Below are 22,790 nucleotides of genomic sequence, written 5' to 3'. Positions count from 1 at the left end.
CACCTCACTCCGGGTCAGAGTAGCGCCGCATCAGCGCCTGCTGCGCACTGACGCCACCTTCGCCGCCGATGCGCATGGAGCGGCCATCCGGGCCCAGCTGCCACGCATCCATCGTGTCGTGCAGATAGGGCTGCAGCGCCTCGTCGATGACGCGCTGGCGCAGCCGGGCATCCAGCACCGGCCAGGCCACCTCGATGCGGCGGAACATGTTGCGGCTCATCCAGTCGGCGCTGGACAGGAACAGCGCCTCGCCGTCGTCCCCCTCCGCCCAGCGGAAGTAGCAGATGCGCGTGTGCTCCAGGAAGCGGCCGACGACCGAGCGCACGACGATGTTGTCGCTGACGCCCGGCAGGCCCGGCGGCAGCATGCAGGCGCCGCGCACGATGAGGTCCACCTTGGCGCCCGCCTGCGCCGCCTTCAGCAGCGCATGGATGAGCTCGGCGTCGGTCAGCGCGTTGATCTTCACGACCACGCGCGCCGCCTTGTAGCCGGCGCGCGCGGCGGCCTCCACCTGGCCCAGCAGCTCCACCATGCGGCTGTGCATGTTGAACGGCGCCAGCAGCATGCGCCGCGGCGACTTGAACTTGCCCAGCGACGCGAGCTGGCGGAACACCGAGTCGGCGTCGGTCGTCAAGTCGGCATCGGCCGTCAGCAGGCCCAGGTCGGTGTAGAGCCGCGCCGTCTTGGGGTTGTAGTTGCCGGTGGAGATGTGCGCGTAGCGGCGCAGCTTGGCGCCCTCGCGGCGCGTGATGAGCAGCAGCTTGGCATGCGTCTTGTAGCCGACGATGCCGTACACCACCTGCGCGCCCACGGCCTCCAGCCGCTCGGCCCAGTTGATGTTGGCTTCTTCATCGAAGCGCGCCTTAAGCTCGACGACGGCCATCACCTCCTTGCCGCGCCGCGCCGCCTCGATGAGCAGGTCCATCAACTCGGACTTGGCGCCGGTGCGGTAGATGGTCTGCTTGATGGCCAGCACGTCGGGGTCGTTGACCGCCTCGCGCAGCAGCTGCACGACCGGCTCGAAGCTCTCGAACGGGTGGTGCAGCAGCACGTCACCCTTGCGCAGCTTGTCGAAGATGGACTTGTGGCGCGGCAGCCGGCCGGAGGGCCAGGCCGGCTCGAAGGGCCTGAAGCGCAGGCCCGGCGCGTCGGTCTGGTCGATGAGCTCGTTGAGCCGCACCAGGTTGACGGGGCCGTTGACGCGGTACAGCGCCGCGTGCGGCAGGCCGAACTGCTCAAGCAGGAACTCCGACAGCTCCGTCGGGCAGGTGTTGACGACCTCCAGCCGCACCGCGCGGCCGAAGTGGCGCGTCGTCAGGCCCGAGCGCAGCGCGTGGCGCAGGTTGGCGATCTCCTCCTCGTCCACTTCCAGGTCGGAGTCGCGCGTGACGCGGAACTGCGAGAACGCCTCGACCTTGCGGCCGGGGAACAGCTCCTCCAGGTGGGCACGGATGACGCTGGTCAGCAGCACGAAGGCCTGGCGGCCTTCGGACAGATGCGCCGGCAGCTTGATGACGCGCGGCAGCACACGCGGCACCTTGACGATGGCGATGCGGTTGTCGCGGCCGAAGGCGTCCTTGCCCGACAGCCGCGCGATGAAGTGCAGCGACTTGTTGGCCACCTGCGGGAACGGGTGCGCCGGGTCCAGGCCCACGGGCACCAGCAGCGGCTTGACCTCACGCTCGAAGAACTTGCCCACCCAGCCGCGCTGCGCCTCGTCGCGGTCGGCGTGGTTCAGGATGACGATGCGCTGCTTCAGCAGCAGCGGCATCAGCTGCTCGTTGAAGACGTGGTACTGCTCGTCGATCAGCGTGTGGGCGGCGCGGCCGACACGTTCCACGTCCTGGCCCGTCACGGTGCTCAGCGGGTCGCGCGCGGCCTCCAGCATGTCGGCGAAGCGCACTTCGAAGAACTCGTCGAGGTTGCTCGACACGATGCACACATAGCGCAGCCGCTCCAGCAGCGGCACGTCCTCGCGCTGGGCCTGGGCCAGCACGCGGCGGTTGAACTCGAGGATGGCCTGTTCGCGGTTCAGCAGCTTCAGTGGAATTGGCGGGTTGGCGGTCGTCATGATGAAAAGTGTATGAACGCTTTATGACAACCATGTGGAAACGCCAGGGGTTTGCGCCAGGTTCCGATAATCCACCCCCATGCACCTGATGATTCCCCATGCCGGCGCGCTGGACGAGGCCGCGCGGCATGCGTTTGCCAGCCTGGCCCTGCCCAACCTCGCGGCGCAACTGGCCCGGCTGACCGCCACCGACACCTGGGGCGGCGACGAGTTCTCGCCCCTGCCGCCGCACCAGCTGGCACTGGCCGCGCTGCGCGGCCAGCGTGAGCCCAGCGCTGCAGCCTGGCACGTGGACGCCGGGCCCGAACTCGCCTGGGCGCTGATGACGCCCGTGCACCTGGCCGTGGGCAGCGACGGCGTGGACGTGCTGCCGCCGGCGGCGCTGAACCTGTCGGAATCCGAGTCGGCCCGCTTCGCCGCGGTGCTGCGCGAGCTGTGGCCCGAGGCCGAGGGCTGGCAGTGGCGGCTGCTGGATGCGCACCGCTGGGCCATCGGCCATGCCAGCGCGCTGGACGGCCAGCAGGCTGCCAGCTTCGAGCGCGTCGCGGGCCGCCCCATCGAGCCCTGGCTGCCCGAATCGCGCGTACTGCGGCGCTGGCAGAACGAGGCGCAGATGCTGCTGCACGGCCATGCGCTGAACCAGGAGCGCGAGGCGCGCGGCGAGCATGCGATCAACTCGGTCTGGATCGGCGACATCGGCCGCAGCAACGGCCAGCCCGCCGGCGTGACCGTGGATGCGCGGCTGACCGAGCCGCTGCTGAACGGCGACCTCGCCGCCTGGGCCGAGGCCTGGCAGCGGCTGGATGCCGGCCCGCTGGCGCAGCCGCTGGACAGCCTGACCTTGAGCGGCGAGCGCTTCGCGCGCCGCTTCACCGCGCAGCCGCTGTCGCTGGTCGAGAAGCTCAGGCGCCGCTTCAAGGCACCGGACGTGGCGGCCGTGCTGGAGGCGCTGTGAACGCGCCGCGACTGATCGAGCGCGAGGTCAACCCGCGCACCGCGTGGGCGCTGGAGCAGGCCGGCGTGGCGCCGCTGCTGGCCCGGCTGCTGGCCGCGCGCGGCGTGCGCGACGCGGCGGAGCTGGACGAGAACCTGGCCCAGCTGCTGCCGCCCGGCGGCCTCAAGGGCCTGCCCGAGGCCGCCACGCTGCTGGCCGACGCGATCCAGCAGGGCGAACGCATCGTCATCGTGGCTGACTACGACTGCGACGGCGCCACCGCCTGCGCCGTCATGCTGCGCGGCCTGCGCCTGCTGGGCGCGCAGCCGCAGCAGCTGGGCTACGTCGTGCCCGACCGCGCCGTGCACGGCTACGGCCTCACGCCCACCATCGTGGACCTGGCGCTGGAGCAGCAGCCGCAGTTGCTCGTGACCGTGGACAACGGCATCGCCAGCCTCGCCGGCGTGGCCCATGCCCGCGCGCAAGGGCTGAAGGTGCTGGTGACCGACCACCACCTGCCGGCGCTGGTCGACGGCGCAGTCGTCGTGCCGGAAGCGGAGGCCATCGTCAACCCCAACCAGCCCGGCTGCACGTTCGCGAGCAAGTCGCTGGCCGGCGTGGGCGTGGCCTTCTACGTGCTGATGGGCCTGCGCGCCGAGCTGCGCGCGCGCGGTGCGTTCACCGACGTCCCCCGCCTGGACGGCCTGCTGGACCTGGTCGCGCTGGGCACGGTCGCCGACGTCGTCAAGCTGGACGCGAACAACCGCCGCCTCGTCGCGCAAGGCTTGAAGCGCATGCGCGCCGGCCGCGCGCAGCCGGGCGTGATGGCGCTGTTCAGCGCCTCCAAGCGCGACGCCAGCAAGGCCCAGGGCTTCGACCTCGGCTTTGCGCTGGGCCCGCGCATCAACGCGGCCGGCCGGCTGTCCGACATGACGCTGGGCATCGAGGCGCTGACCACCGACGACCCCGAGCGCGCGCTGGCGCTGGCCACGCAGCTGGACAGCATCAACCGCGAGCGCCGCGACATCGAGGCCGGCATGCGCGAGATGGCCGAGGCGCGGCTGGATGGGCTCGTCGAGGCGCTGCAGGGCGAGCTGCCGCCGGCCGTGGCGCTGTTCGACGCGGACTTCCACGAGGGCGTCGTCGGCATCGTCGCGTCGCGCATCAAGGACCGCGTGCACCGCCCCACCTTCGTGTTCGCGCGCGGCGCCGACGGGCATCTCAAGGGCTCGGGCCGCTCCATCCCGGGCTTTCACCTGCGCGACGCGCTGGACCTCGTCGCCAAGCGCGAGCCCGACCTGCTCACCAAGTTCGGCGGCCATGCGATGGCGGCCGGCGCGACGCTGGCGGTGGACGACGTCAACCGCTTCGCGCTGGCGCTCGCGCGCGTCGCCGAGGAATGGCTCAGCGAGCAGGACCTGACCCGCACGCTGCGCCATGACGGCACGCTGCCGGCCGACGCCGCCACGCCCGAGACGGCGCGGCTGCTGGACGCGCAGGTGTGGGGCCAGGGCTTCGAGGCGCCGGTGTTCTGCGACCGCTTCGAGCTGATCTCGCAGCGGCTGGTGGGCGAGAAGCACCTGAAGCTGCGGCTGCGCCAGGCCGGCAAGCTCATCGACGGCATCTGGTTCAACCACGTGGACATGCTGCCCGAGCGCGTGGTGCTGGCCTACCGCCTCAGCCTCGATGAATGGCAGGGACAACAGCGCGTGCAGTACGTGATTGAAGCCGCGCAGCCGTGACGGAGTTGGCAGGCGCGCCCGCGTCGCCTGCCCACGTCACCCGAGTGTCACAAGGTGTTTCAAGAATCCGGCCCGCCAGCCAGGCCCGGATGTCTCGGGCCGGCGGCCGACCCCGGAGCCCCGCATGCGCGACCACGCGCCCGATCCTCTTGCCCATGCCCTCGATCGCCTGATCGAGCAGCGCAGTTTCGACCTCCACTTCCAGCCGCTGGTCGCCATCGACCGGGGCGAGATCTACGGCTTCGAGGCCTTGACGCGCGGGCCCGCCGACGGCCCGCTGCATTCGCCGCTGGTGCTGTTCGAGGCCGCCGCGCGCCTGGGCCGGCTTGTCGAGCTGGAGCACCTCATCGTGCGCCGCGCCATCCAGCGCTTCAAGGCGCTGGGGCTGCCGGGCCAGCTCTTCCTCAACGTGACGGCCGACACGCTGCTCGGCGCCCGCGCGCACGCCGGCGTGCTGGCCGGCGAGCTGTCGGAGCTGGGCCTGCCGACGTCGCGCGTCGTCATCGAGCTGACCGAGACCCGCCCAGTCGAGAACCTGGCGCAGCTGGACGACGCGCTGCAGGCGCTGCGCGAGCGCGGCTTTCGCGTCGCGCTGGACGATCTGGGCGAAGGCTTCGCGTCGCTGCGCCGCTGGATGGAGATGCGGCCCGACTTCGTCAAGATCGACCGCCACTTCATCGACGGCATCGCGCAGGAGCCGCTGAAGCAGCAGTTCGTGCGCTCCATCGTCGAGATGGCCGTCACCAGCGGCTGCGAGGTCGTCGCCGAGGGGCTGGAGCAGGAACCCGACCTGGAGGTGCTGCGCCGCCTGGGCCTGTCCATCTGCCAGGGCTACCTGTTCGCGCGGCCCAGCGCCACGCCGCGCGCGTCGTTGAGCGCCCAGTGGAGCGGCCGGCTGGCGGCCGACGCCCAGCCCCGGCTGCTGCAGAACGACCTGGCACTGCCGCTGAGCCAGGGCGCCATCACCAGCGCCGCCCAGCTGGCGCGCCGCGCCCTCACCGTCACGGCCGCCAGCAGCTGCCGCCGCATCGTCGACCTGTTCCACGCCGACGACCAGCTGCTCGCCATTCCCGTGCTGGACGAACAGCAGCGCCCCATCGGCGTGCTGCGCTCGCTGCACGTGCTCAAGCGCAGCACCGAGCGCTACTTCATGGACATCTTCGACAAGCGCAGCTGCGTGGAGCTGATGGACCCGCACCCGCTGGTGTTCGACGTCGCCACGCCGCTGCGCGCGATGAGCGACGGCCTGGCCAACCTTGACGAGCGGCTGCTGATGGACGGCTTCATCGTCACCCGCGACGGCGCGTACCACGGCTCCGGCCGCAGCTCCGACCTGCTGAAGGCGGTGTCAGACCTGCAGGTGCACGCCGCCCGCTATGCCAACCCGCTGACGCTGCTGCCGGGCAACGTGCCCATCGACCACCACGTGGACCGCCTCATCGAGGCCGGCGAGAACTTCGCCGCCGTGGTGTGGGACATCGACCACTTCAAGCCCTTCAACGACGTCTACGGCTACCGCATCGGCGACGACATCATCCGCCTCGCTGCCCGCGTGCTGACGCAGGCCGCCGACCCGCAGCTGGACTTCGTGGGCCACATCGGCGGCGACGACTTCGTCATGGTGCTGGGCAGCGCCGACTGGGAGGCCCGGCTCACGCGCGTCTGCGAGGCCTTCGACGCCGGCGTGCGCAGCTTCTTCTCGGCCGAGCACCTGGCCGCCGGCGGCTACGTGACGCTGAACCGCCAGAACCAGCCCAGCTTCCACCCGCTGCCCACCATCTCCGCCGGCGCCGTGCTGCACGTGCCGGGCAGCTATGACAGCGCCCGGGCGCTCAGCGCCGCGCTGGCCGAGCCCAAGCGCGTGGCCAAGGGCCGCGCCGGCGGCAGCCGCTTCTTCGTCGACCGCCGCACGCCAACGCGCGCGCTGCTGGCGGCCTGATCCGTCATCCGGGGCGAGCACCACCGCCCGTCATCCCACCGCCATGCAGTACCTCACCCAACCCTGGAGCCTGCGCACGCGGCTCGCCGTCGTCGCCTGCCTGTCGCTGCTGCTGGGCGCCCTGCCGGGTGCCATGCTGCTGCGCGGCTATGCCACCCAGCTCGACACGGCCGAACAGCAACACCGCGCGCTGCCCGCCAACCTGGCCTGGCAGGCGCTGCTGGCCCGGTTGCAGGACCAGCGCGGCCTGGCCGCCGAGGCCTTGTCCACCCGGCCGGACAGCCGGCCGCAAGCCGTGGCCGCCGCCCAGGCCGTGCAGGCCGCGCTGGCGTCCCTGGACGCCGCGCTGGACCACGGCCTGCCGGCGCCGCTGGCCGCCAGCCAGCGCGAGCACCTGGCCGCGCTGCGCACGGGGCAGGCCGCCCTGGCAAAGGCCGTGGCCGACGGCCCGCTGGACGTGCCGCGCCTGCTGTCTGCGCAATCGGCGCTCGCCGACGCCGCCTTCACGGCCATCGCCGAGCTGAACGCCGGTACCGGCCTGCTGCTGGACGCCGACGCGGCCTCGCGCCACGCCATCGACGCCGGCCTGCAGTCAGCGCCACGCGTGCAGGACGCGCTGTCCGAGCTGGCCGCGCTGGCCCGCGCCGCGGCCGTGGACGACCCGGCCCGCATGTCCACCGCCCACACCCGCTACCGCGAGCACGCGGCGCAGATGCAGCAGAGCCTGCGGCTGGCGCTGCAGGCCGACGACGCCCAGCTGAACCAGCGCCTCGCGCCGCTGCTGGACGCGGCCCGCGCGCAGCGCGAGCAGGTCGACCAGACGCTGGACGCCGCCGCCCGCGACGTGAACTACCCGCTGGACCAGCTGGCCGGCAAGCTCGCCGAGGCCGCCACGCTGCAGGCGCGGCTCAGCGGCCAGGTCATGCAGGCACTGGACGCCGGCCTGTCGGCCCGCGCCGAGCGCGCCGCCCACCGCCGCAACGCGCTGATGGCGCTGCTGCCCGCCGCGCTGGCCACCATGCTGTGGCTGATGGTGCGCGCCATCCGGCAGCTGCTGGAGCCGGTGCGCCAGATGGTGGCCGCGACCGAGCGCATCGCCGCCGGCGACCTCAGCCAGCCCGTGCCGCCGGGCCGCGCCGACGAGCTCGGCCGCGTGCTGACGGCCCTGGGCCACATGCAGCTGCGCCTGCGCGGCCTGGTCGAGCGCATCCACGGCGACGCCGGCGGCATCCGCACCGCCGCGCGGGAGATCGCCACCGGCAACCAGGACCTGGCCCAACGCACCGAGGAGGCCGCGGCCCGGCTGCAGCAGACCGCCGCACACGTGCAGCTGCTGACCGACGCCGTCCGGCACAGCAGCGAGGCCACGCGCCGCGCCGAGGCACTGGCGGGCTCGACCGCCACCGTCGCGACGCAGGGCGGGCGCGTCGTCGGCGAGGTCGTGCGCAGCATGCTGGGAATGGCCGAAGACAGCCGCCGCATCGCTGACATCACCGGCCTCATCGACGGCATCGCGTTCCAGACCAACATCCTGGCGCTGAACGCCGCCGTCGAGGCTGCCCGGGCCGGCGACGCCGGCCGCGGCTTCGCCGTCGTGGCCAGCGAGGTGCGGGCGCTGGCGCAGCGCAGCGCCGGCGCGGCGCGCGAGATCAAGTCGCTGATCCAGCAATCCTTCGAGCGGGTGGAGGCCGGCACCGCACTGGCCGCTCAGGCCGGCAGCGCGGTCGACGCCATCCTGGGCCAGGTGAGCGACATGGGCGCGCTCATCCACCGCATGGCCGAGCAGACGCACGCCGAATCCGAGCAGGCCACCGAAGTGGGCGAGGCCGTGCGCGCCATCGACGCGATGACGCAGCAGAACGCCGCGCTCGTGGAACAGGCCGCCGCGTCGGCCGACAGCCTGAGAGCCCAGGCGCAAGGCATGGATGAAACCGTCAACGCCTTCCGGCTCTGACCCGGACTGACACAATCAGGGCGTGAACCTCGACGCCACGCTCAACGCCGACCTGCACTGCCACTCCGTCATCTCGGACGGCACGCTCACGCCCGAGGCCCTGGCCCAGCGGGCCAAGGCGGGTGGCGTGCAGCTGTGGTCGCTGACCGACCATGACGAGATCGGCGGCCAGGCCCGCGCCATCGCCGCCGCCAAGGCCAACGGGCTGGCCTACCTGACCGGCACCGAGATCTCGGTCAGCTTCGCCGGCCGCGTCGTGCACATCGTGGGCCTGGGCTTCGACCATGAAGCCCCCGAGATGATCGAGGGCCTCAAGGCCACCCGCGGCGGCCGCGAGCCGCGCGCCCGCGAGATGGCCGCCGGCCTGGCCGCGGCCGGCATCCCCGGCGCCTTCGAGGGCGCGCTGAAGTACGTCGGCAACCCCGACCTGATCTCGCGCACCCATTTCGCGCGCTTCCTCGTCGACGCCGGCCACTGCAGCGACGTGCCCGAGGTGTTCCGCCGCTTCCTCACCGAAGGCAAGCCCGGCTACGTGCCGCACAAGTGGGCCGCGCTGAAGGACGCCGTGGGCTGGATCACGCGCGCCGGCGGCGTCGCCGTCATCGCCCACCCGGGCCGCTACGACTTCACGCCGACCGAGGAATACGCGCTCATCACCGAGTTCATCGCCCACGGCGGCCGCGGCATCGAGGTCGTCACCGGCAGCCACACGCCGGCCGAGTTCCAGGAGTACGCCGACACCGCACAGGAATTCGGCCTGCTGGCCTCGCGCGGCTCGGACTTCCACTGCCCCGAGGAGAGCCGCATCGACCTGGGCGCGCTGCCGCCGCTGGCGGGCCGGCTCACGCCGGTCTGGCAGGCGCTGCAGCACCGCATCCATCACGCCGGCGCGGCCGCCGGCTGAGCACCGCGCTCAGGCGGCGGCGCGACGCCGCCGCGCGCCGGCGCGCAGCCCCACCAGCGCGATCGCGGCCAAGGCCAGCGAGCCCGGCTCCGGCAGGTCGTTGTCCGCGGCCTGCAGCTGCGGGTAGAGGAACTGGCGCGTGCCGTACTCGTCGTTGCCGAGCGGCACCAGGTTGGTGACCGGATTGGTGGCGCCGATGCCCAGGCCGCGGGACTCCATCAGTAGGTCGATACCCGCGAGCTGGGTCGTGCCGTCGCCGATGCCATAGCGTTGCAGGCCCGCCGAGCCGGACGGGTCCAGCGGGTCCACCAGCAGCGCCCAGGAGTTGTTCAGCGTGCCGACCGCGTCGCCGGCGCTGAAGTTGTCGTCGATGAAATCGCCGGGGTTGATCTCGTTCTCGACGTCGCCCAGGCCCAGCGCGTGGCCGAGCTCGTGGGTCAGCAGGCGGCGGAACAGGTCCAGGGTGTAGAGCGCACCGCTGTTGCTGTTGATGTAGAGGTCGACGCCCGAGATGGCGCGCGAGTCGGCATAGTTCGCCACGCCCGAGGTCAGCGTCACGGGCGAGTCGATGCCGTCGAACCAGGTCTCCGCCTGCCGGCCGGTGTTGCCGGGGTTCCAGAAGAAGGCGTCCGTCGTCGCGATCAGGTCGATCTCGGCGCCGTTGATGTTGATGCCGCCCCCCGTCACGCCCTGCACGGTCGTGCCCAGGTCGGCCACGAAGCTCAGCGACGTGCCCAGCTGGCTCACGGGGTCCACCGACGTCCAGGCCGCGAAGGAGTCCTGGACGGCCTGCGTGAAGGCCGCGACGGACGGCGTCCCGCCCGACCAGGAGAAGCTGTCGCGGAAGGCCTCGAACGATCCGCCCGACAGCGAATAGCGCAGGCCGCCGTCCAGCGAGCGCTCATTGCCGTTGATGGTGCGGGCGGCGGCGTCCCAGCGGTAGATGCCGCCGGTCAGGCCCGTGGGGTCCAGGCCGAAGACGACACCGGCATGCGCCGACGCCACGGAGGACAGCAGGGCCGCACAGGCGATGGCACGCAGGCCCAGATCTCGCAACAGCTTCATGTCGGTTCCCCCAGCGAGTGGCAATGTTCGAGAGCCGACGCAAATTCCAGACCATCCGCCGCCGCCGGTGGTGGCTGCCATGGGAGAAAAGCGGTGCGCGCCACCGGCGGCCCGCCGCCGGCCCCCACCGCGATGTAAAGACTGCCGACACCCCGATCGGCGCTTCTCGCCCACCGGCGCCTGTAGCATGCACGGGTGGCCCAGCTCTTCGAAGTTCACCCCGACAACCCGCAGCCGCGCTTCCTGCGCCAGTGCGTGCAGATGCTGCAGGCCGGCGGCATCGGCGCGGTGCCCACCGACTCCAGCTACGCCTTCGTCTGCCACCTGAACGACAAGTCGGCCGCCGAGGCGCTGCGCCGCGTGCGCGGCGTGGACGACAAGCACCACCTGACGTTGCTGTGCCGCGACCTGTCGGAGCTGGCCACCTACGCGATGGTGGACAACCGCCAGTACCGGCTGCTGAAGCTGGCCACGCCGGGCGCCTACACCTTCATCCTGCCGGCCACCAAGGAAGTGCCGCGGCGGCTGTCCCACCCCAGCCGCCGCACCATCGGCCTGCGCGTGCCGGAGCACCGCGTGACGCAGGAGCTGCTGGCGCTGCTGGGGGAGCCGCTGCTGTCCACCACGCTGATCCCGCCCGGTGACAGCGAGCCCATGAACGACGCCGCCGACGTCTGCGACCGGCTGGACCGCCAGCTCGCGTTCGTGCTGGACGCCGGCGCCTGCCCGGCCCAGCCCACCACCGTGCTGGACCTCAGCCAGGGCGAGGAGCCCGTGCTGGTGCGCCAGGGCCGCGGCGAGCTGGCGCGGCTGGGGCTGCAGCTGGACTGAGCCGCGGGTTTTCCGCAGCTCATCCAGGCTTGCTGCAGTTCATCCAGCAGCGCCCGCGCTTGATCGCAGGCGCCTGGAAGCAGGCCGCCGTGATGACGAAACTGACTCCATCGAACCAGCAATCACGCGGTTCGAAACCCACCGAACGGAGTCCATCATGAACCTGCAAGACACCCTCTTCACCGCCGTCCTCGGCGCCGCCGCCGCCCTGACTGTCACCTTCGCCGCCAACGCCGCGCCGCAGCCCACCGTCAAGCTGGAACGCGTCGTCGTCACTGGCAAGGCCGTTCGCGAAATCGCTCAGCTGCCCCGCGTCGTCGTGACCGGCACCGCGGTGCGCGAAGTGGCCCAACTGCCGCGCGTCGTCGTCGTCGGCTACAGCGAAGCCACGCTGCTGCGCAACACCACGCTGGCCGCCGCCAAGCCCGCCACCAAGCGCATCTGAGCCGGGCGTCCACTTCATGCGAATGACGCCTTTTTCCACCGTCGCCGAGCCGAATCGCCAGCGCTGCTGAGTCAGCGCTGCCGATTCGGCTCGGCCCCGTTCTCGTTCTCGTTCTCGATCAGCTGCAGCAGCCGCGCGCGGTCGAAGCCCAGCACCGTGTGGCCGCGCACCACCAGCGTGGGCGTGCCGCGGCCGCCGCGGGCCACGTAATCCGCGCGGCACTGCGCGTCGCGCTCCAGGAAGCATTCCTGGAACGGGACGCCCTCCCGGGTCATCCAGCGCCGCGCAGCGGTGCACCAGCCGCAGGTCTCCGACGAGATCATGCGGATGTCGCCTGGTTGCACGCGAGCGGCCAGCCGCTCGCCGTCGCTCGCCGACACATGGCTGCGCCAGGCCCACGAGCCGCCCCACGCAACGGCGACGACGACGACCAGTGACCAGGGCAGCTTCATGCCCGCATGCTAGGCCCGCTTCAATACACCTCGGGCACCATGATGTCTTCGGGCACCGGGCCGCGGAGGTAGTCCTCGTGGCGTTCGCGCGCCGGCAGCTCGATGTCGGCGTGCGGCACCTCCCGGTAGGGCATCTGGCCCAGCAGGTGGCGGATGCAGTTCAGCCGCGCACGCTTCTTGTCGTCGGCCTTGACGACCCACCACGGCGACTCCGGCGTGTGGGTGCGCTCCAGCATCACCTCCTTGGCCACCGTGTAGGCCTCCCAGCGGCGGCGCGACTCCAGGTCCATCGGGCTGAGCTTCCACTGCTTCAGCGGGTCGTGGATGCGACTCAGGAAGCGGATGCGCTGCTCGTCGTCGCTGATCGAGAACCAGTACTTGATGAGCTGGATGCCCGAGCGCTGCAGCATGCGCTCGAACTCCGGCGCGGAGCGGAAGAACTCCTCGTACTGCTCATCGGTGCAGAAGCCCATCACGCGCTCGACGCCGGCGCGGTTGTACCAGCTGCGGTCGAACAGCACGATCTCGCCGGCCGCCGGCAGGTGCGACACATAGCGCTGGAAATACCACTGCGTGCGCTCACGGTCGTTGGGCGCCGGCAGCGCGGCGACGCGGCACACACGCGGGTTCAGCCGCTGCGTGATGCGCTTGATGACGCCGCCCTTGCCCGCCGCGTCGCGCCCCTCGAACAGGATGACCACCTTGTGGCCCGTGTGCTGCACCCAGTCCTGCAGCTTCACCAGCTCGCTCTGCAGCCGGAACAGCTCGCGGAAGTAGCGCTTTCGCTGGTCTGCCTCGTCGGCGGGCGCGTCGCCGGCTGCGGCGCCGTGATCGCGGTCCTCCAGTTCGAGCTCCAGTTCCTCGTCGAAATCGTCCTGCAGGTCGCGGTGAATGCGCTTCACCAGCTCGTCGTCGATGGGGCTCACGTGTCGTCACTCCTGGCCGCAACGGCGGCCTTGCCGCCAAGCCTAAGTGCCCCACGTGGCGCCGCGATGACAGGAAACGCTTGACCTGATCGATTACACGCGTAATCATTCGTCAACGTTTACAGGCGTAATCGATGAACAAGACCCCACCCCCACCCATCAGCGACGCCGAAGCGCAGGTCATGCGCCAGCTGTGGCAGCGCGCCCCGCAGGCCGCCGACGAGATCGCCGCGGCGCTGGCCCCGCAGCACGGCTGGGCGATGGCCACCGTGAAGACGCTGCTGAACCGCCTGCTGAAGAAAGGCGCCGTGACGGCGGAGCGCGACGGCCGCCGCTTCCTGTACGCCCCCGCCCTGCCCGAGGACGCCTGGGTGGCCGACACCGGCCTGTCGCTGATCGACCGGCTGTTCGGCGGGCGGCTGGCGCCGCTGGTGGCGCAGTTCGCGTCGGAGCGCCGGTTGAAGCCCGAGGACGTGGCGGCGCTGAAGGCGCTGCTGAAGGAGCAGGGGCATGACTGAGGCGCTGCTGGCCGGCCTGCTCCGGCAGGCGGCGCTGTTCGGCGTCGCGGTGGCGTTGCTGGCGCTGCTGCGCCCGCTGCTGCAACGCCTGGGCGCCGGGGCGCTCTACCGGGGCTGGCTGCTGCTGCCGGCCCTGCTGCTGACCGCGGCGCTGCCGCGCCCGGCCACCGAGCCGTTGCGCCTGGTGTGGCAGGCCGCGGGCGCGGCCCAGCCGCTGGCAGCACCCGCCCTGCCCGCGCCGCCGGCCGGCGCGGCCTCGGCCTGGCTGGCGCTGTGGCTGCTGGGCACGGCCGGCGTGCTGCTGGGGCAGGCGTGGCGGCAGGGGCGCCTGGCCCGGCTGGGTGCCCGGCTGCCCGCTGGCAGCAGCCCGGCCCTCGTCGGCCTGCTGCGCCCGCGCGTGGCCTTGCCGGCGGATTTCGAGCAACGCTTCCCGCCCGCACAGCGCCATCTGATCCTGGCCCACGAGCGCGTGCACCTCGAACGGCTGGACAACCTCTGGAACCTGCTCGCCTGCGTGCTGGCGGCGCTGCATTGGTGGAACCCGCTGGCCTGGTGGGCGCTGCGCCGCTTCCGGGCCGACCAGGAGCTGGCCTGCGACGCCGCCGTGCTCGCCGCCCACCCGGCAGCACGGGCCGACTACACGCAGGCGCTGCTCGCCGCCCACGACCTTCACCACCTCGGCGCGCCGCTGGCCAGCCGCTGGGGCACGACCCATCCGCTCGTTGAAAGGATTGCCATGCTGAACCATCCCCGCCGACTCACGCGCTCCGGCGCTGCCGCGCTGGCCGCGGGCCTGCTGGCGATGGCCGGCGTGGCCTACGCGGCGCAAGGCGAGGCGCCCGCGGCCGAGGGGCCGCTGGTGGAACTGAAGCTGGAGTTGAGCTACCGCACCGGCAACGCCGAGAACCGCAAGACCGAGTCGGCCAAGACGACCTTGCGCGTCCACCTCGGCGAACGCGCGCTGCTGATGCTCAACGGCCGCCCCGGCGCACCGGCGCCCGACCAGGTGGCCGTGGCCATCGTGGCGCACGACCTGGGCGACGACAAGATCGATCTGCGCGCCGAAGTGAGCAAGGGCGACCCGCTGAGCGTCGTCTCACGCCCTCGCCTCATCACCCGCAACGGCATCAAGGCGCTGATCGAACAAGGCCGCGAGGACCCGGTCGCCAGCGAGCACCTGTCGCTGAGCATCACGCCGACGCTGCTGGCCGACGCAAAACCCTGAATGCCGGCCCGCCGCCGCGGGCGAGCGTCAGCCCGGCACCCGGTAGTTCGCCGCGCCGAACAGGTCCACGCCGCATTCCAGCTGCTCCGCCCAGGCGATGAACTCCTGCACGGCGGCGCCCACCATGGGCGCGCCGTGCTGCGGCGCGATCATGCGGATGTCCAGCTGCCGCACCATCGCCGCCCACAGACGCAGCACCTTGTTGCTGACCATGTAGCGGCGGTGGAAGCCCTCCATGCGCGGGATGTGCGCGGCCAGCGACGTGACCGGCTGCTCCGGGTTCAGGCTCACGCCCATGGAGGCGCCCAGGTCGCCCGAGAACAGGATGCGGCTGACCGGGTCGTAGAACTGGAAGTTGCCCTCGGCGTGCAGGAAGTGCGCCGGCAGCGCCCACAGCTCGAAGCGGTCCGCCCCCGTGCCCAGCCGCAGCCGCTCGCCGGCATCCGGCAGGCCGACGATGCGGCCCGTCGTCTTGCCGGGCTTGCAGAAGTGCGGCGCGAAGCGCTCCCACACGCGCGAGATGTAGACCGGCGCGTCGGTGGCCGTCATCCAGCGGTCCAGCGACGCGATGATGTCCGGGTCGGCATGCGAGGCCAGGATGGCCGCCAGCTTGTGCGGCGGGAAGAAGGCCGACATGCCCAGGTACAGCTCGTGATACGCGATGTTGCCGCCGGGGTCGAGGATGGCGCCGGTGTCGCCGTTGACGAGCAGGAACTGGTTGGACTGCACGGCGTCGCCGCCCTCGTCGCCCAGCCGCGCGAACATGACGCAGACATGCCGGTCCTGGCGGAACAACTCGATGGACATCGTGGCAACCCGATGAAGTGATGGTGGCTGCGCAGGCTAACCGCGCGACGCGTGGCGGGTCTTGAGCGGGATCAAGGCGGCGCCCAATGCTGTATGCATTTACAGTTACACCCTTTCTGCTTCCGAGTTTCCTGTTGCCATGAGCCTCGCCGACATCCGCGCGGCGCTGGGCGCCGAGCTGTCGGCCACGCCCGAGTACTACGACTTCAAGGTGCTGCACGCCGAGCGTGACGGCACGCTGTGGCGCGTGACGCTGGAGCCCGGCTATGTGTTCGCCGAAGGGCAGCGGCCGGGCGCCGCGTCGGCCCAGGCGCTGCTGGACGACAGCCTGGACGGCGCAGCCGCCTGGTGGGGCAGCCCGGCCAAGGGCGGCGCCAGCGTGCTGGCCGTCGTTGCCGAGAACGACGAGCTGGTGCTGCAGAACGCCAGCAGCCCGCCGCCGCCGGCCGGGCACCTGATCCGGATCTACCCCACGCGCTTCCTGAACGCCGTCGCCGATGCCTGGTGGGACACGCCCTGGGCAGAAACCGCGCTGGCCTGCCTGCCGGACCTGTCCGCGCCCCAGCCGCTGCGCGGCGGCACGCCGCTGACCGGCGAGCCCTTCCGCTGGCTGCGCCCGGCGCAACGGGCGGCGCTGGCGCTGAGCGGCTTCAGCAGCGGCTTTCTGTGGGGGCCGCCGGGCACTGGCAAGACGACGACGCTGGGCGTGCTGCTGGCCGAGTACCTGGAGCGCCACCCGGCCGCGCGCGTGCTGCTGCTGTCCACCACCAACCAAGCGGTGGACCTGGCGACGCTGGCCGTCGACAAGGCGCTGCACAAGGGCCGCCGCGAGCCCCTGCGCGGTGCCGTGCAGCGCCTGGGCACGCGCTTCGACGCCGCCGCCTACGCAGGGCGCGAGCACCTCATCCCGACGCAGGACCGCGACCTCATCGCCCGACTGGCGCGCGCCGAGGCGGCCCGCCCCGCCGCGCGCGACGCGCACGCGCTGAAGGCCTGGGCTGACCGCGTGGCCGATCTGCGCGACCAGCTGCGCGCCTCGTCGCTGCAGGTGCTGCGGCGCTGCCGTCTCGCCAGCATGACGACCACGCGCGCCGCCTTCACGCTGAAGACGCTGCGCGAGCTGTCACCCGACGGCGAGCCGCCGTTCGACCTGCTGGTGTTCGACGAGGCCAGCCAGGTGAGCCTGGCGCATGCGCTGGTGCTGATGCCGCTGGGCCGCGCGCGGCTGTTCGCGGGCGACCCGCAGCAGCTGTCGCCGGTGCAGCGCAGCGAGGACCGGCTGGCCCGGCGCTGGCTGGGCCGGTCGGCGTTCGCGGAGATGCCCCGGCGCGCGCCGTCGGTGGCGCTGCTGGACGAACAGTCGCGCATGGCGCCGCCGGTGGGCGAACTGGTCAGCCAGCTGTTCTACGACGGCGTGCTGCGCGTGGCGGCCGATGCGCAGGCCGCGCCGGACTGGCTGGCGGCGCGCCGGCGTGCGCTGGGCGACCTCCCGGCCGGCGAGCACGTGCATGTGCACCCGCTCAAGACCGACGGCGGCTGGGTGGCGGCCGAGCGCGGGCCGGTGCGGCGCGAGTCGGCCGAGGCCATCGCGGCGCTGCTGGAGACGGCGCTGGCCAGCGGGCAATGGCAGCCCGAGGAGCTCATCGTGCTGACGCCGTTTCGCGCCCAGCGCGCGCTGATCCGCCAGCGGCTGCGCGCGCACGGGCTGCCGGAATCGCTGCGCGTCAGCACCGTGCACCGTGCGCAGGGCAGCGAGGCGCCGGTGGTGCTGTTCGACCCGGCGGACGGCGCCCAGCCCTTCCTGCAGGGCGAGGAGGCGCAGCGGCTGCTGAACGTGGCGCTGAGCCGCGCGCAGGCCAAGCTGGTGCTGTTCGTGTCGCCGGCGGACGCGGCGGGCGGGTTCCTCGGGCCGCTGGTGCGCAAGCTGCGGCTGGCGGCCGACCCGCGCGCGGCGACGCCGCTGGAGGCGCTGGCGCGCCTGCCGGGCTTTCCGGCCAGCGCGGTGGGCCGGCGCGTGACGGCGGGCCGGCATGCCGGCGAGCTGGTGCGGGCCAGCGGCGACGGCCGCGAGTTCTGGCTCGTCAATGAAAAAACCGGTGCCGAGCAACGCTTCGACACCGGTTTCTGGCTGCAGCGGGCAGCCCAGAACTAGTCAGTCGGGGACAAAGCTGCTCGCTTCGTCCCACAACCTCACAAGACCGCCGCGGTGACAACGATCTCGACCTTCCACTCCGGCCGGGCCAGGCCGGCGATGACGGTGGCGCGCGGCGGCGTGTGGCCGGGCGACACCCAGGCTTCCCACGCGGTGTTCATGCCGGCGAAGTCGGCACGGTCGGGCAGGAAGATCTGCGCGCGCAGGATGTGGCTCTTGTCGGTGCCGGCGCGGGCCAGCAGCTTGTCGATGGCGGCCAGCACCTGGGCCGTCTGGCCCTCGATGCCGACGCTGGTGTCCTCGGGCACCTGGCCGGCCAGGTAGGCCACGCCGTTGTGCACGGCCATTTCGGACATGCGGGCGCCGACGTCGAAGCGTTCGATGGATTGCTTGCTCATGATTTCTTGCGGGGCTTGGTGGAGGGGTTCGGTTTGGCGTTGGCGGCTTTCTGCCCGAGCTTGCTCTCGGTGCCGGCCATCAGCTTCTTGATGTTGGCCTGGTGGCGCCACACCAGCAGCAGGCCCATGATGATGAGCGCCAGCGCCGTGGGGCCGGCTTCCCAAATGAGCAACTGATACATCGGCGCGAACGCGGCCGACACGATGGCCGCCAGCGACGAGTAGCGGCTGAACCAGGCAATGATGGCCCAGGTCGCCAGCGTGGCCACGCCCAGCAGCGGGTTCAGGCCGAAGATGACACCGGCCGCCGTGGCCACGCCCTTGCCGCCTTCGAACCTGAAGAACACCGGCCACAGGTGGCCCAGGAAGGCGCCCAGGCCGACCAGCGCGGCCGTGCCTTCGCCCAGGCCGTGGGGCGCGCCCCAGAGGTAGACGGCCAGCACGGGCAGGTAGCCCTTGAGCGCATCGAAGACGAGGGTGAGGATGGCGGCGGCCTTGTTGCCGGAGCGCAGCACGTTGGTGGCGCCGGGGTTGCCGGAGCCGTAGGAGCGCGGGTCGGACAGGCCCATCGCACGGCTGACGATGACGGCGAAGGACAGCGAGCCGATCAGGTAGCCGCACACGGCGGCGAGCAGGGGGAGAACGGTTTCCATGGGGCGGGATTGTCGGGCAGGTCCACCCCCTGCCCGGCCGTCGGCCGGCCTTCAGCTGCCGAAGTAAGGCCCGTCGCCGCGCGCCTGCGCGAAGACGGTCTGCGGCTCCTCGACGACGAGGCGCTCGCGCAGGCGCTGTTGCAGGAACGCGATCACCAGCGCCTCGGCCCGGGGCTTCCACTGCGGCCGGGCCTCGCGCCAGCTGCCGTCGGGCTGGACGCAGCGGTAGATGCGCTGCCCAACGGCGCCGTAGACGATCAGATGCGTCAATTGCGCCAGCGGGTGCTCGAAGTCCGCGGCGGTCGAGTGGGCGCGCTTCAGCCTCAGCACGCCGCCTGCCACCTGCACCAGCGGCTGGCCACGCGGCCCCCAGCGCCGCCACTCCAGCGCAGCCCGCACCGCGAAGCCGATGCCCAGCCCGATGGGGACGACGAAGCTCATCCACGGCCCGCCCTTGCTGAAGGTGATCAGCACGGCGGCCACCACGCCAACCCCCAGCAGCGCAGCCTGCAGCCAGGGCGCGGGCAACGGCTGGTAGACGCCGTCGGCGTCCGTCACCAGGTCTGGAAACAACAAGCTCATGACACGCTCCCTGCGCCGTGCGGCTGCGGCGGTGCGGGCGAGGATAGCCCGCTCAGTTCGCGCAGGTCACCGGGCGCGCGCCGAGCAGCTCGGTCAGCACCCGCGGTTCGATGCCGACGAGGTAGCCACGCCGCCCGCCGTTGATGCAGATCTTCGGCAGCGCCAGGATGCCGGCCTCGACGAACACCGGCATGGCCTTGCGCACGCCGAACGGCGACGTGCCGCCGACCTGGTAGCCGCTGTGGCGCTGCGCCACCTCGGGCTTGCAGGGCTCCACCTTCTTGCACGGGATCTGCCGCGCCAGCTCCTTCAGGCTGACCGTGCGGTCGCCATGCATCAGCACGATCAGCGGCTCGGCCTTCTCGTCCTGCATCACCAGCGTCTTCACGACGGCATGCTCGTCCACGCCCAGCTGCTTGGACGACTCGGCCGTGCCGCCGTGCTCCACGTAGTCGTACACATGCTCGGTGAAGGCGACGCCGGCGCGCTTGAGCATCTGCGTGGCGGGCGTTTCGCTGACGTGGGCGGTCTTCTTGCTCATGCCCCCGATTTTCGTGTCAACAGCGCATGCCGTTAGGCGTTAACGATTTATTGTTTTACAGTAAGTTTTTCTTGTTTCACGAAAGCACCATGCCCGAGTCCTTTTCCGCCGACGGCTTGCGGCGCATCCGCCGCCTGTCCTGGATCGTCCGGCTGCTGTGCCTGGCGGGCGTGGTGTTCATCGGCACGTTGCCGTTCATCTTCTGGGCCCAGCCGGACTGGGTGGCGGAAGTGGCGGCCAAGACCTGGAGCCTGAGCACGGTGCAGCTGGACGTGGGCTCGCGGCTGTGGGGCCTGGCGGCCATGCTGCTGCCCACGTCGGTGAGCCTGTTCGCGCTGTGGCAGATGTGGTCGCTGTTCGGCTGCTTCGCGCAGGGCGAGCTGCTGGCACGCCGGCCGGCGCAGCACCTGCGCCGGCTGGGCCTGGGCGTGTGCGCGCTGGCGGCCGCGCAGCCGCTGGGGCACACGCTGGCCATCCTGGCGCTGACCTGGGGCAACGGCAAGGGCGAGCGCCGGCTGTGGTTCGGCCTGTCGTCGGACCACTACCTCGCGCTGCTGTTCGGCCTGCTGCTGCTGGCGCTGGCGCAGGTGCTGCTGGAAGCCGCGCGCGTCGCGGACGAGAACGCCGAGTTCGTATGAGCCCCTCGTCCAAGGAGTACCTTGGCCGGGCCCCCGAGGGGACGGCGATGCTCGCGGCATCGAGCCGCGAGCACATCGCCACAGGCGGGCCGGCTTGGGGCGGCCCGGCGCTCGTCCCGCAAATCCGCCACCGACTTGCTAGCGAGGTGCGCTGACATGCCCATCATCGTCACCCTCGACGTCATGCTCGCGCGGCGCAAGATGCGTTCGCGCGAGCTGGCCGAGCGCGTGGGCATCACCGAGGCCAACCTGTCGCTGCTGAAGAGCGGCAAGGTGCGCGGCGTGCGCTTCGACACGCTGTCCCGCATCTGCGACGTCCTGCAATGCCAGCCCGGCGATCTGCTCGCCTGGGAACCCGGCCCCGAGCCGGACGACCCCGGCGGCACGGGCTGACGCCGCGCCGCCCTCCTTTCTCCCCCCACACCTCACACGCCCCGCCATGCGCCCCCTCCTGCTGTCCGCCCTGCTGCTGCTCGCCAGCACCGCCCAGGCCCAAACGCCGCCCACCGAGACCGTGGTGCTGCCGCCGGTCCGGACCGAGCTCAAGCGCGACGGCAGCGCGCTGCCCTACGCGCAGATCAACACCGTCATCGCCAAGCTCCGCCGCTACGGCGAGGGCCTGTTCCGCATGGACTTCAAGGTGGAGGCCGAGAAGACCAAGAAGCCGCTGGCCGACATCCGCATGGCCGTGCGCAGCGACGACACCGACTACCCCATCAAGCTCGATGCCGCGGGCGGCTTCGAGCTGCCCATCCTGCCCGAGGCCGAGGCCAAGACGGCCGACCTGGCGACCAACGTGGCCAAGGGTGAGATGGCCGTGCGCGGCACGCTGGAGCTGAACGTGACGCCCGAGCAGGTGACCATGGCCAAGGTGCGCCAGATCGTGCGCGTGGCCCGCACGCTGCGCGAGGAGATGCTGCCCTGGTACCTGCGCTGGCTGTTCCCGCGCATCGAGGGCGTGCGCGTGTGCAGCGCCACGCCCACCTGGGAGCTGGAGTGGGCCGAGGACGGCAAGCTGCTGGGCCTGCCGCTGCCGGTGGCCCCGGGCGAGCGCGACCCGCTGGAGCGCAAGGCCGCCCAGCCCCGCCCGTGCACGCTGCTGACCGGCCAGGAGAGCTGGCCCGACGCCGCCCGCCTGCTGCCGCCGCCCAACAGCCGCGTCAGCGTGAAGCTGCAAGGCGCATGAACCACCGCTGGGCGGCACGCGCCGTCGTCGTCGCGCTGCACGCGGCGTTGCTGGCGGCGCTGTGGCTGCACCGGCCGCAAGGCCTGGCGACCGACAGCGAACGGCGATCCGCCACCGTTCGGCTGATCCAGCCCGAGCGACGGGTGCCGCCGCTCGTCGATGACATCAACGGCATCACGCGCCCGCCCAGGCCTGCGCCCGTGCCACTGATTTCGCCGCCCGCCTACACCACGGAGGCCGACATGCCCGCCGGCATCACCCCGCCAGCAGCCGCCCCACGCGCGCCGGGCGCGGCGCCTGCGAGCGAACCGCCGCACACCACGCTGCGGCTGACGCTGCCACCGGGCTATGCCGCGTCCAGCGCGGCCGCGCGCAACCCGGCGCTCAGCGACCCGCGCAGCAACACGCCGCGGGCGACGCTGGAGGACCGCATTGCCGATGCCACAGGCGGCGCCGGCGCGTGGGTGGAAGAGCCTGTCGAAAACCATGCCCAGTCCGTCGGCGCGCTCGGCGAGTACCGCACCGTCCTGCGCCGCGGAAGCACCTGTATAGAGGTGTTTCGCTCACGCATCTCCGACAACAACGCTTTCAACAGCAGCGTCGCACCCCGCACGGTGGCGATGGTGGGCCAACCCTACCCATGCAAATGAAGCCTCCCGCGCGCCGGGACAAGGTGCGCAGCGGCACTTCACCTCAAAGATAGACTGCCGACCAAGTCGCGCCATCGAAGTGGCGGACGGCATAGAACATCAAAAGGCAGGGGGAAAACATGTGCGCACATGACGGGCGCGGGCGCGCCGCTACGGCCGCCGCGAAGGCTGGCCTGG

23 protein-coding genes are annotated in these 22,790 nt (G+C 71.8%); 14 read left to right on the top strand and 9 right to left on the bottom strand.

Annotated features, from left to right (window positions below; genetic code table 11):
* Positions 1-4 precede the first annotated feature (4 nt).
* Positions 5-2,071 (bottom strand): polyphosphate kinase 1, encoded by a 2,067-nt coding sequence (gene ppk1 / locus AC1Q7O_RS02105; protein WP_492658642.1) that lies wholly within the window; start codon positions 2,069-2,071, stop codon positions 5-7.
* A gap of 79 nt (positions 2,072-2,150) precedes the next feature.
* Here ppk1 and AC1Q7O_RS02100 point away from each other — a divergent pair, with 79 nt between their 5' ends.
* The 5 genes from AC1Q7O_RS02100 (at position 2,151) to AC1Q7O_RS02080 (ending at position 9,544) form a co-directional block, all read left to right on the top strand.
* Positions 2,151-3,026 carry a hypothetical protein gene (locus tag AC1Q7O_RS02100; RefSeq protein ID WP_492658643.1) on the top strand — a complete coding sequence of 292 codons (876 nt, stop codon included), beginning with the start codon at positions 2,151-2,153 and terminating at the stop codon, positions 3,024-3,026.
* A complete protein-coding gene (recJ, locus tag AC1Q7O_RS02095) occupies positions 3,023-4,747 on the top strand; it encodes a single-stranded-DNA-specific exonuclease RecJ (RefSeq protein ID WP_492658644.1) in 1,725 nt (574 codons plus the stop codon). The genes AC1Q7O_RS02100 and recJ overlap by 4 nt, the downstream gene beginning before the upstream one ends.
* 124 nt (positions 4,748-4,871) lie before the next feature.
* Positions 4,872-6,686 carry a bifunctional diguanylate cyclase/phosphodiesterase gene (locus AC1Q7O_RS02090; protein ID WP_492658645.1) on the top strand — a complete coding sequence of 605 codons (1,815 nt, stop codon included), beginning with the start codon at positions 4,872-4,874 and terminating at the stop codon, positions 6,684-6,686.
* A gap of 43 nt (positions 6,687-6,729) precedes the next feature.
* Entirely contained in the window at positions 6,730-8,640 is a 1,911-nt protein-coding gene (locus AC1Q7O_RS02085) for a methyl-accepting chemotaxis protein (RefSeq protein WP_492658646.1), read from the top strand.
* A gap of 22 nt (positions 8,641-8,662) precedes the next feature.
* Positions 8,663-9,544: a 3',5'-nucleoside bisphosphate phosphatase gene (locus AC1Q7O_RS02080; RefSeq protein ID WP_492658647.1), complete on the top strand. Its 882-nt coding sequence runs from the start codon at positions 8,663-8,665 to the stop codon at positions 9,542-9,544.
* A 9-nt stretch (positions 9,545-9,553) separates the two neighbouring features.
* On the opposite strand, the gene AC1Q7O_RS02075 is transcribed toward AC1Q7O_RS02080, so the two are convergent.
* On the bottom strand, positions 9,554-10,609 hold the full coding sequence (locus AC1Q7O_RS02075; protein WP_492658648.1) for a PEP-CTERM sorting domain-containing protein: 1,056 nt from the start codon (positions 10,607-10,609) through the stop codon (positions 9,554-9,556).
* 195 nt (positions 10,610-10,804) lie between these two features.
* Here AC1Q7O_RS02075 and AC1Q7O_RS02070 point away from each other — a divergent pair, with 195 nt between their 5' ends.
* Together AC1Q7O_RS02070 and AC1Q7O_RS02065 are read left to right on the top strand one after the other, a co-directional pair.
* On the top strand, positions 10,805-11,440 hold the full coding sequence (locus tag AC1Q7O_RS02070) for an L-threonylcarbamoyladenylate synthase (RefSeq protein WP_492658649.1): 636 nt from the start codon (positions 10,805-10,807) through the stop codon (positions 11,438-11,440).
* 157 nt (positions 11,441-11,597) lie between these two features.
* Positions 11,598-11,885: a hypothetical protein gene (locus AC1Q7O_RS02065; RefSeq protein ID WP_492658650.1), complete on the top strand. Its 288-nt coding sequence runs from the start codon at positions 11,598-11,600 to the stop codon at positions 11,883-11,885.
* 71 nt (positions 11,886-11,956) lie between these two features.
* On the opposite strand, the gene AC1Q7O_RS02060 is transcribed toward AC1Q7O_RS02065, so the two are convergent.
* Both AC1Q7O_RS02060 and ppk2 read right to left on the bottom strand, forming a co-directional pair.
* Entirely contained in the window at positions 11,957-12,337 is a 381-nt protein-coding gene (locus AC1Q7O_RS02060; protein WP_492658651.1) for a glutaredoxin family protein, read from the bottom strand.
* A gap of 20 nt (positions 12,338-12,357) precedes the next feature.
* Complete coding sequence (gene ppk2 / locus AC1Q7O_RS02055; protein ID WP_492658652.1) at positions 12,358-13,263, bottom strand: polyphosphate kinase 2; 906 nt, start codon at positions 13,261-13,263, stop codon at positions 12,358-12,360.
* 134 nt (positions 13,264-13,397) lie between these two features.
* On the opposite strand from ppk2, the gene AC1Q7O_RS02050 reads away from it, so the two are divergent.
* Both AC1Q7O_RS02050 and AC1Q7O_RS02045 read left to right on the top strand, forming a co-directional pair.
* Positions 13,398-13,781, top strand: coding sequence for a BlaI/MecI/CopY family transcriptional regulator (locus tag AC1Q7O_RS02050; protein ID WP_492658653.1), 384 nt, complete (start codon positions 13,398-13,400; stop codon positions 13,779-13,781).
* Positions 13,774-15,006, top strand: coding sequence for a M56 family metallopeptidase (locus AC1Q7O_RS02045; RefSeq protein WP_492662657.1), 1,233 nt, complete (start codon positions 13,774-13,776; stop codon positions 15,004-15,006). Before AC1Q7O_RS02050 ends, AC1Q7O_RS02045 begins: the two co-directional genes overlap by 8 nt.
* A gap of 27 nt (positions 15,007-15,033) precedes the next feature.
* Here AC1Q7O_RS02045 and AC1Q7O_RS02040 read toward each other — a convergent pair whose 3' ends face one another.
* Positions 15,034-15,813, bottom strand: coding sequence for an oxygen-binding di-iron domain-containing protein (locus tag AC1Q7O_RS02040; RefSeq protein ID WP_492662128.1), 780 nt, complete (start codon positions 15,811-15,813; stop codon positions 15,034-15,036).
* Between the two features lie 139 nt (positions 15,814-15,952).
* On the opposite strand from AC1Q7O_RS02040, the gene AC1Q7O_RS02035 reads away from it, so the two are divergent.
* Positions 15,953-17,965, top strand: coding sequence for a DEAD/DEAH box helicase (locus AC1Q7O_RS02035; RefSeq protein WP_492662127.1), 2,013 nt, complete (start codon positions 15,953-15,955; stop codon positions 17,963-17,965).
* Between the two features lie 38 nt (positions 17,966-18,003).
* Here the strand turns inward: AC1Q7O_RS02035 and AC1Q7O_RS02030 are convergent, their stop codons facing one another.
* Genes AC1Q7O_RS02030 through AC1Q7O_RS02015 form a run of 4 tightly spaced genes read right to left on the bottom strand, consistent with a single transcriptional unit; the run spans position 18,004 to position 20,139 of the window.
* On the bottom strand, positions 18,004-18,363 hold the full coding sequence (locus tag AC1Q7O_RS02030; RefSeq protein WP_492662126.1) for a RidA family protein: 360 nt from the start codon (positions 18,361-18,363) through the stop codon (positions 18,004-18,006).
* Positions 18,360-19,016 carry a glycerol-3-phosphate 1-O-acyltransferase PlsY gene (gene plsY, locus AC1Q7O_RS02025; protein ID WP_492662125.1) on the bottom strand — a complete coding sequence of 219 codons (657 nt, stop codon included), beginning with the start codon at positions 19,014-19,016 and terminating at the stop codon, positions 18,360-18,362. The genes AC1Q7O_RS02030 and plsY overlap by 4 nt, the downstream gene beginning before the upstream one ends.
* A 51-nt stretch (positions 19,017-19,067) precedes the next feature.
* Positions 19,068-19,598: a hypothetical protein gene (locus AC1Q7O_RS02020; protein WP_492662124.1), complete on the bottom strand. Its 531-nt coding sequence runs from the start codon at positions 19,596-19,598 to the stop codon at positions 19,068-19,070.
* Positions 19,599-19,650: 52 nt separating this feature from the next.
* Positions 19,651-20,139, bottom strand: a complete 489-nt coding sequence (locus tag AC1Q7O_RS02015) for an aminoacyl-tRNA deacylase (RefSeq protein ID WP_492662123.1) — start codon at positions 20,137-20,139, stop codon at positions 19,651-19,653.
* Between the two features lie 89 nt (positions 20,140-20,228).
* Between AC1Q7O_RS02015 and AC1Q7O_RS02010 the strand changes: the two genes are divergently transcribed.
* From AC1Q7O_RS02010 to AC1Q7O_RS01995, 4 genes are all read left to right on the top strand, one after another.
* A complete protein-coding gene (locus AC1Q7O_RS02010; protein ID WP_492662122.1) occupies positions 20,229-20,777 on the top strand; it encodes a DUF2975 domain-containing protein in 549 nt (182 codons plus the stop codon).
* Positions 20,778-20,933: 156 nt separating this feature from the next.
* A complete protein-coding gene (locus tag AC1Q7O_RS02005) occupies positions 20,934-21,170 on the top strand; it encodes a helix-turn-helix domain-containing protein (RefSeq protein WP_492662121.1) in 237 nt (78 codons plus the stop codon).
* A gap of 46 nt (positions 21,171-21,216) precedes the next feature.
* The gene (locus tag AC1Q7O_RS02000; protein ID WP_492662120.1) at positions 21,217-21,963 is read left to right on the top strand and encodes a hypothetical protein; all 747 of its coding nucleotides are present in this window, start codon (positions 21,217-21,219) and stop codon (positions 21,961-21,963) included.
* Entirely contained in the window at positions 21,960-22,613 is a 654-nt protein-coding gene (locus tag AC1Q7O_RS01995) for a hypothetical protein (protein WP_492662119.1), read from the top strand. The genes AC1Q7O_RS02000 and AC1Q7O_RS01995 overlap by 4 nt, the downstream gene beginning before the upstream one ends.
* Positions 22,614-22,790: the final 177 nt, after the last annotated feature.

Source organism: Roseateles sp. GW823-FHT07B05 (genome assembly GCF_058794515.1).
Note: the sequence above shows the minus strand (reverse complement) of the source record. Positions and strands in the feature narration are given on the sequence as shown.

Coding starts and splice junctions, on each gene's coding strand:
- AC1Q7O_RS02010 (WP_492662122.1), top strand. CDS start 20,229: ATGCCCGAGTCCTTTTCCGCCGACGGCTTGCGGCGCATCCGCCGCCTG.
- AC1Q7O_RS02090 (WP_492658645.1), top strand. CDS start 4,872: ATGCGCGACCACGCGCCCGATCCTCTTGCCCATGCCCTCGATCGCCTG.
- AC1Q7O_RS02075 (WP_492658648.1), bottom strand. CDS start 10,609: ATGAAGCTGTTGCGAGATCTGGGCCTGCGTGCCATCGCCTGTGCGGCC.
- AC1Q7O_RS02060 (WP_492658651.1), bottom strand. CDS start 12,337: ATGAAGCTGCCCTGGTCACTGGTCGTCGTCGTCGCCGTTGCGTGGGGC.
- AC1Q7O_RS02085 (WP_492658646.1), top strand. CDS start 6,730: ATGCAGTACCTCACCCAACCCTGGAGCCTGCGCACGCGGCTCGCCGTC.
- AC1Q7O_RS02020 (WP_492662124.1), bottom strand. CDS start 19,598: ATGAGCTTGTTGTTTCCAGACCTGGTGACGGACGCCGACGGCGTCTAC.
- AC1Q7O_RS02000 (WP_492662120.1), top strand. CDS start 21,217: ATGCGCCCCCTCCTGCTGTCCGCCCTGCTGCTGCTCGCCAGCACCGCC.
- plsY (WP_492662125.1), bottom strand. CDS start 19,016: ATGGAAACCGTTCTCCCCCTGCTCGCCGCCGTGTGCGGCTACCTGATC.
- ppk1 (WP_492658642.1), bottom strand. CDS start 2,071: ATGACGACCGCCAACCCGCCAATTCCACTGAAGCTGCTGAACCGCGAA.
- AC1Q7O_RS02065 (WP_492658650.1), top strand. CDS start 11,598: ATGAACCTGCAAGACACCCTCTTCACCGCCGTCCTCGGCGCCGCCGCC.
- AC1Q7O_RS02050 (WP_492658653.1), top strand. CDS start 13,398: ATGAACAAGACCCCACCCCCACCCATCAGCGACGCCGAAGCGCAGGTC.
- AC1Q7O_RS02045 (WP_492662657.1), top strand. CDS start 13,774: ATGACTGAGGCGCTGCTGGCCGGCCTGCTCCGGCAGGCGGCGCTGTTC.
- AC1Q7O_RS01995 (WP_492662119.1), top strand. CDS start 21,960: ATGAACCACCGCTGGGCGGCACGCGCCGTCGTCGTCGCGCTGCACGCG.
- AC1Q7O_RS02015 (WP_492662123.1), bottom strand. CDS start 20,139: ATGAGCAAGAAGACCGCCCACGTCAGCGAAACGCCCGCCACGCAGATG.
- AC1Q7O_RS02005 (WP_492662121.1), top strand. CDS start 20,934: ATGCCCATCATCGTCACCCTCGACGTCATGCTCGCGCGGCGCAAGATG.
- AC1Q7O_RS02035 (WP_492662127.1), top strand. CDS start 15,953: ATGAGCCTCGCCGACATCCGCGCGGCGCTGGGCGCCGAGCTGTCGGCC.
- AC1Q7O_RS02100 (WP_492658643.1), top strand. CDS start 2,151: ATGCACCTGATGATTCCCCATGCCGGCGCGCTGGACGAGGCCGCGCGG.
- AC1Q7O_RS02040 (WP_492662128.1), bottom strand. CDS start 15,813: ATGTCCATCGAGTTGTTCCGCCAGGACCGGCATGTCTGCGTCATGTTC.
- AC1Q7O_RS02030 (WP_492662126.1), bottom strand. CDS start 18,363: ATGAGCAAGCAATCCATCGAACGCTTCGACGTCGGCGCCCGCATGTCC.